The 5,280-nt window shown below is 63.6% G+C and carries 6 protein-coding genes and 1 pseudogene; 5 read left to right on the top strand and 2 right to left on the bottom strand.

Going from position 1 to position 5,280, the window contains the following annotated elements; genetic code table 11:
• The 4 genes from ACJWXQ_RS11935 to dapE form a co-directional block, all read left to right on the top strand.
• Positions 1–325 (top strand): DapH/DapD/GlmU-related protein (locus ACJWXQ_RS11935; RefSeq protein ID WP_406672882.1); only part of this gene is annotated, 325 nt, incomplete at its 5' end.
• Positions 322–669: a Spx/MgsR family RNA polymerase-binding regulatory protein gene (locus tag ACJWXQ_RS11930; RefSeq protein ID WP_346049506.1), complete on the top strand. Its 348-nt coding sequence runs from the start codon at positions 322–324 to the stop codon at positions 667–669. The genes ACJWXQ_RS11935 and ACJWXQ_RS11930, both read left to right, overlap by 4 nt.
• Positions 670–688: 19 nt before the next feature.
• A complete protein-coding gene (locus ACJWXQ_RS11925; RefSeq protein WP_346049504.1) occupies positions 689–1,630 on the top strand; it encodes a pirin family protein in 942 nt (313 codons plus the stop codon).
• A 15-nt stretch (positions 1,631–1,645) separates the two neighbouring features.
• Positions 1,646–2,773, top strand: coding sequence for a succinyl-diaminopimelate desuccinylase (gene dapE, locus ACJWXQ_RS11920; RefSeq protein WP_346049502.1), 1,128 nt, complete (start codon positions 1,646–1,648; stop codon positions 2,771–2,773).
• A 10-nt stretch (positions 2,774–2,783) separates the two neighbouring features.
• On the opposite strand, the gene ACJWXQ_RS11915 is transcribed toward dapE, so the two are convergent.
• Positions 2,784–3,236: a YaiI/YqxD family protein gene (locus ACJWXQ_RS11915; protein ID WP_346049588.1), complete on the bottom strand. Its 453-nt coding sequence runs from the start codon at positions 3,234–3,236 to the stop codon at positions 2,784–2,786.
• Positions 3,237–3,424: 188 nt separating this feature from the next.
• Here ACJWXQ_RS11915 and ACJWXQ_RS11910 point away from each other — a divergent pair, with 188 nt between their 5' ends.
• Complete coding sequence (locus ACJWXQ_RS11910; protein WP_346049500.1) at positions 3,425–4,891, top strand: MFS transporter; 1,467 nt, start codon at positions 3,425–3,427, stop codon at positions 4,889–4,891.
• Here the strand turns inward: ACJWXQ_RS11910 and ACJWXQ_RS11905 are convergent.
• Positions 4,888–5,280, bottom strand: a pseudogene (locus ACJWXQ_RS11905) (hypothetical protein); the annotation flags it as partial. The gene ACJWXQ_RS11910 and the pseudogene ACJWXQ_RS11905 overlap by 4 nt on opposite strands.

The raw sequence follows: 5,280 nt of genomic DNA, 5'->3' as shown, positions 1-5,280 counted from the left end.
GCTCGAACCCTTGCAGGCCACGCCTACCATTATCGAGGACAACTGCTTCATCGGTGCCCGCTCGGAAGTGGTTGAAGGGGTGATCGTCGAAGAGGGCTCGGTGATCAGCATGGGGGTGTATCTTGGCCAGAGCACGCGCATCTATGATCGGGAAAGCGGCGAGATCCTTCGTGGCCGTGTGCCGGCCGGGTCGGTGGTGGTGCCCGGCACCCTGCCCGCAAAGGACGGCAGCCACAGCCTGTATGCCGCCATCATCGTCAAGCGCGTGGATGCCGCCACCCGTGCCAAGGTGGGCATCAATGAACTGCTCAGGAGCGCTGAATGAGCATCACCCTCTACGGCATTCACAACTGCGATACCTGCCGCAAGGCGCGCCGCTGGCTGGACGAGCAGGGCATCAACCACGGCTGGCATGATCTGCGCAAGGACGGCCTGGATGATGCCATGGTCAATCGCTGGCTGGATGAAATCGGCAGTGACAAGCTGATCAACCGTCGCGGTCCGAGTTGGCGCAAGCTGACTGACAAAGACAAGGACCGGGCCAACGAGGGTGACGCGGCCGTCTTTGTCGCCAACCCCACCATCATCAAACGCCCGGTGCTGAACCAGAACGGCACTCTCCGGGTTGGCTTTCAGGCCGATGACTGGACAACACTGTTCAAACGCTGAAACGGCACAGGAGCCTGCCATGACAACGGCCGAGGGTGATCGCGACTGCATTGACCTGGACTGCGCGAACAAGGAACAGCAGCCAACGATACAGCGCCTGCAAGCCCGTCATTCCGATGTGGGCGGCATTCCGGTCGCGCGCAGCCTGCCCACTCGGGGCCGTCGCCTGATCGGCCACTGGTGCTTTCTGGACCATGCCGGCCCGGCCCGCTTCGCCCCGGACAGCGACGGCATGCAGGTTGGGCCCCATCCCCACACCTGTCTGCAAACCTTCACCTGGATGATCAAGGGCAAGCTGCTGCACCGGGACAGTCTGGGCTACGAGCAGATCATCCGCCCGGGCCAGGTCAATCTCATGACCGCCGGCGCTGGCATCAGCCACACCGAGGCCTCACTGCCCGGTGAGAGTGATCTTCACGCCGCCCAGTTGTGGATCGCCCTGCCCCATGAAGATCGTCACACAGCGCCCCGCTTTGACCATTATCCCGAACTGCCCCGTTTCGAGCAGGACGGTTTTCAGGCCACCCTGCTCATGGGGGAACAGGGAGAACACCGTGCCCCCACCCTCAGTTTCTCCCCCTTGTTGGGCATGGACCTGGCCTGGCCCGAAGCTGCTCGCACGCAGTTCTCCCTCCGCCCGGATTTCGAATACGGCATCCTGCCGCTGGAGGGCGGGATTGATATCGAGGGTGAACATTTCGCCGAGAATGAGCTGGCCTATCTGGGCCTGGGACGCGACCGGGTGGCCATCGCCAGTGAGCAGGCAGGCCGGGCCCTGCTCATCGGCGGTGAACCCATGCCAGGCCGCATCCACATGTGGTGGAACTTCGTCGGTCACAGCCGCGAAGAAATCGAAGAGGCCCAGAAGGACTGGGAGGCCGGTGCCGAACGGTTCGGCCACATCCCCCGGCCCAACCGGCCACGCCTCGAGGCCCCGCCCATTCCCTGGAAACAACCGTAAGGACGAACAACCCTCATGAACCAGGTCAACGAGCTTGCCAAGGCACTCATCCGCCGCCGCTCCATCACCCCCGAAGACGCCGGTTGCCAGGCGCTGATTGCAGAACGCCTCGAGGCCCTCGGTTTCCGTTGCGAAGCGCTTCGCTTTGGCGAGGTGGACAACCTCTGGGCCGTGCGGGGTGAGAAAAGTCCCCTGTTCTGCTTCGCCGGGCATACCGATGTGGTGCCAACCGGCCCGGAAGACAGCTGGACTCATCCGCCCTTCGAGGCGGTGGAGAGTGACGGCTGGCTCTGGGGCCGGGGCGCGGCGGACATGAAGGGAGGGCTGGCGGCCATGATCTGCGCCGTGGAAGACTTTCTCAGCCAACACCCCGACCCCGGTCTGCGCCTGGCCTTTCTGATCACCAGCGACGAGGAAGGCCCGGCCCAGGAAGGCACCAAAAAGGTCATGGAAACACTCAAGGATCGAGGCGTCCGTATCGACTACTGCGTGGTGGGCGAGCCTTCCAGCCGGGAACGGGTCGGTGATGTGGTCCGCCATGGCCGACGGGGTTCACTGTCCGGCCAGGTAACGGTCAGCGGCATCCAGGGTCATGTGGCCTACCCCCAGAACGCTGACAACCCCATCCCCCGTCTGGCGGCCGCGCTGAGCGAACTCAGTCAGCGACAATGGGATGAAGGCGACGCCGACTTTCCGCCCACCAGCTTCCAGATCTCCAATTTCAATGCCGGCACCGGCGCCAACAATGTCATTCCCGCCACTGCCGAGGCCTGGTTCAACTTCCGCTACAGCCCCCGGCAGACACCCGAGGGACTGCAGCAGATGGTAAACGAGGTACTGGAACGCCACGCGCCGCGACATGAGTGCTTCTGGCGGGACTCGGGCCGTCCCTTCATCACCCGGGGCGGACCACTGGTGGAAGCGGTCCGGGATGCGGTCCGCGATCAGGCGGGTCTGGAACCCGAGTTCTCCACCTCCGGCGGTACCTCGGATGGCCGCTTCATCGCCCCCACCGGGACCCAACTGGTGGAACTGGGCCCCACCAATGCCACCATTCATGCGGTGGATGAACGAATTCGGGTCGATGAGCTGGATCAGTTGGCGGGGATTTACCGGGATATCCTGGAGCGCATGGCGAGTTGAGGACCGGCCGTCACGCCCCTTTGTGCTGCGCCAGAATACGGTCCAGGTGGCCGGCGAAGGCCTTGCGATCAGCCTGACTGAGGGCCGGTGGCCCACCGGTGTCCACACCACTTGAGCGCATGGTGTCGAGAAAGTCCCGCATGTTGAGCCGGGCGCGGATATTGGCCGTGGTATAGAGCTCTCCCCGCGGGCTGAGCGCCACCGCGCCCTCGTCGATGACCTCCGCCGCCAGGGGAATATCCGCCGTGACCACCAGATCTCCGGCCGACACCTGCCGGACAATCTCGTCATCGGCGACATCGAAGCCCGAGCTGACCTGGCGCATGCGAATAAAACGGGATTTCGGCACCCGCACGGGCTGATTGGCCACCAGCGTTACCATCACCTGTGCCCGCTCCGCGGCCCGAAAGAGAATCTCCTTGATCACACCGGGGCAGGCGTCGGCATCCACCCATATATTCATTGTCATTGCGACTCCCTCATGAGGCTGCATCATTGCGCAGTTCCGTATTGCATCGCAAATGACTGTGCCGGCTTTCACCAGCCGGGGCGGCCTGATACAGTTTCCGCTCAGGACGAATGCCATCCCTCGGGACACTCGTCACGCTTGATGGGACCCCCAGGTCCCCACCCCTTTAAGCTGGATTCATTATGAGCGTTGATCCACAGACTCGCGACTCGGGCGTGAGCCGGAGTAGCGGACAGGTGCTGCTGGCGATCATGGCGCTGGCGGTATTTGTCAGCGTGCTCAACAACAGCATGATCAACGTCGCCATCCCGCGTATCCGGGCCGATCTGGCGGTCTCGGCCAGCGCGGCCGGATGGATCATCACCGCCTATGCCCTGGTCTTTGCCGTGGGTACGGCACTCTACGGGCGAATCTCGGATTTCATCAGTCTGCGCAAGACCTTTCTGGTGGCCCTGCTGGTATTCGCCGCGGGCTCGCTGATGGGCGCCCTGGCGCCGAGTTTTGCCTGGCTGGTGGCCGGGCGGGTGATGCAGGCAGCCGGCGCGGCCGCCATACCGGCCCTGGCTCTGGGCTCCGTCACCCGCCTCTTCCCCCCCGGCGAGCGTGGCCAGGCCTTCGGTACAGTCATCTCCAGTGTGGGCATCGGTGCGGCCACCGGGCCCATCGTGGGCGGCGTGGTCGTCAGCCTGGGCGGCTGGCCCTGGCTGTTTCTCGGCACCCTCATGCTCTTGATCCTCCTGGCCACCGCCACCTGGCTGCGGATGCCGGACACCGCAGCGGCTGACCGGGCAAAGGGTGGATTACGGCATTTCGGCCTGATGGGCGCCTTGCTGATTTCGCTCAGCGCCGCCGCGCTTTTCCTTGCCGTCACCGGCTTGCAGCAGGCCGGGCCCGACTCTCCCCGAACCTGGGGCCCGCTGATCGTGGCAATCGCGGCCGCGCTCGGCTTCGCCATTCATATCCGTCATTCGGCCACCCCCTTCGCCCCACCGGCGCTGTTCCGTAACCGGACCTATCTCTCGGCCTGCGGGGTGGCCGTTTTCGCTCAGGCGGCCTTTCTGGGCGGCGGCCTGTTCCTGATCCCCCTGCTCATGATCGAGCAGCACGAACTGAGTCCCCTGGGGGCGGGCATGGTGCTAGCCCCCAGTGCCCTGGCCATCTTCCTGTTCTCAAGAATGGCCGGGCGACTGTCCGACCGTATCGGCCCGAGGCGGGTACTGCAGGGGAGTCTGGCTCTGGTGTTGATGGGGCTGCTTTTCCTCTCCATCCAGACCGACAGCCCCCCACCGGTCATCGCCTTTGGCTTGCTGGTCATGGGGATTGGCTATGCCGGCGTCATGTCCCCCAATGCCAATGCAGCCTCCTTTGCCCTGACCCGGGAAATCGCCGGCATCGGCTCGGGCATCTATCAGCTCTTCTTTTTCATGGGGGCGGGTCTGGGCGCTTCCACAGTGGGTGCCTTCCTGTCCCACCGGCAGGAGGTCGCCACCGCCGCCCTGAACCCACTGTACACCGCGGCGGCCAGTGCCATACCCTATTCCGATACTTTCTTGCTGGCCGCCGCCTCCACGGTGATCGCCCTGCTCTTCACGCTGGGCATCGGTGCCAGGCCCAGGAAGGAAACCGGGACACCCGATATAGAGCGCTAATCGAGCAGTTTCATGTGCGCTTTCACATCAAGCGCCTCAAAACTCCCGATTTCGCCGAGTCTGATTGGCTGGGGGAGCGCGAACTCTTTCCAGGTCTCTTCGAATTCCTCGTCTCCGCCCTCGGCATCGTGATTGATGTTTTCCCTGATCAACATTCTTTTGGTCAGCAGATTGATGCTGACGGAGCGCTCCACAACCGGTCCCCGTTGCTGCGTGCTGTCGTAGCCAATCAGTTCAAAGTCGTCCCCCTGATAGCGGAAATTGTAGGTCCAATGACCGTATCGGCCGTGACGGAAATGAATATACAGATTACCACGGTCGATACTGACATCCGGCTCCGGCGCGAAATAGACCCCACCTTCCTCACTATCGGAAGCAAGGCAGTCGAG

Source organism: Natronospira sp. (assembly GCF_007134575.1).
In the GTDB taxonomy this organism is placed as follows: Bacteria; Pseudomonadota; Gammaproteobacteria; order Natronospirales; family Natronospiraceae; genus Natronospira; species Natronospira elongata.
This window is presented reverse-complemented; position numbering and strand designations above follow the sequence as displayed.

Coding starts and splice junctions, on each gene's coding strand:
- ACJWXQ_RS11930 (WP_346049506.1), top strand. CDS start 322: ATGAGCATCACCCTCTACGGCATTCACAACTGCGATACCTGCCGCAAG.
- ACJWXQ_RS11925 (WP_346049504.1), top strand. CDS start 689: ATGACAACGGCCGAGGGTGATCGCGACTGCATTGACCTGGACTGCGCG.
- dapE (WP_346049502.1), top strand. CDS start 1,646: ATGAACCAGGTCAACGAGCTTGCCAAGGCACTCATCCGCCGCCGCTCC.
- ACJWXQ_RS11915 (WP_346049588.1), bottom strand. CDS start 3,236: ATGAATATATGGGTGGATGCCGACGCCTGCCCCGGTGTGATCAAGGAG.
- ACJWXQ_RS11910 (WP_346049500.1), top strand. CDS start 3,425: ATGAGCGTTGATCCACAGACTCGCGACTCGGGCGTGAGCCGGAGTAGC.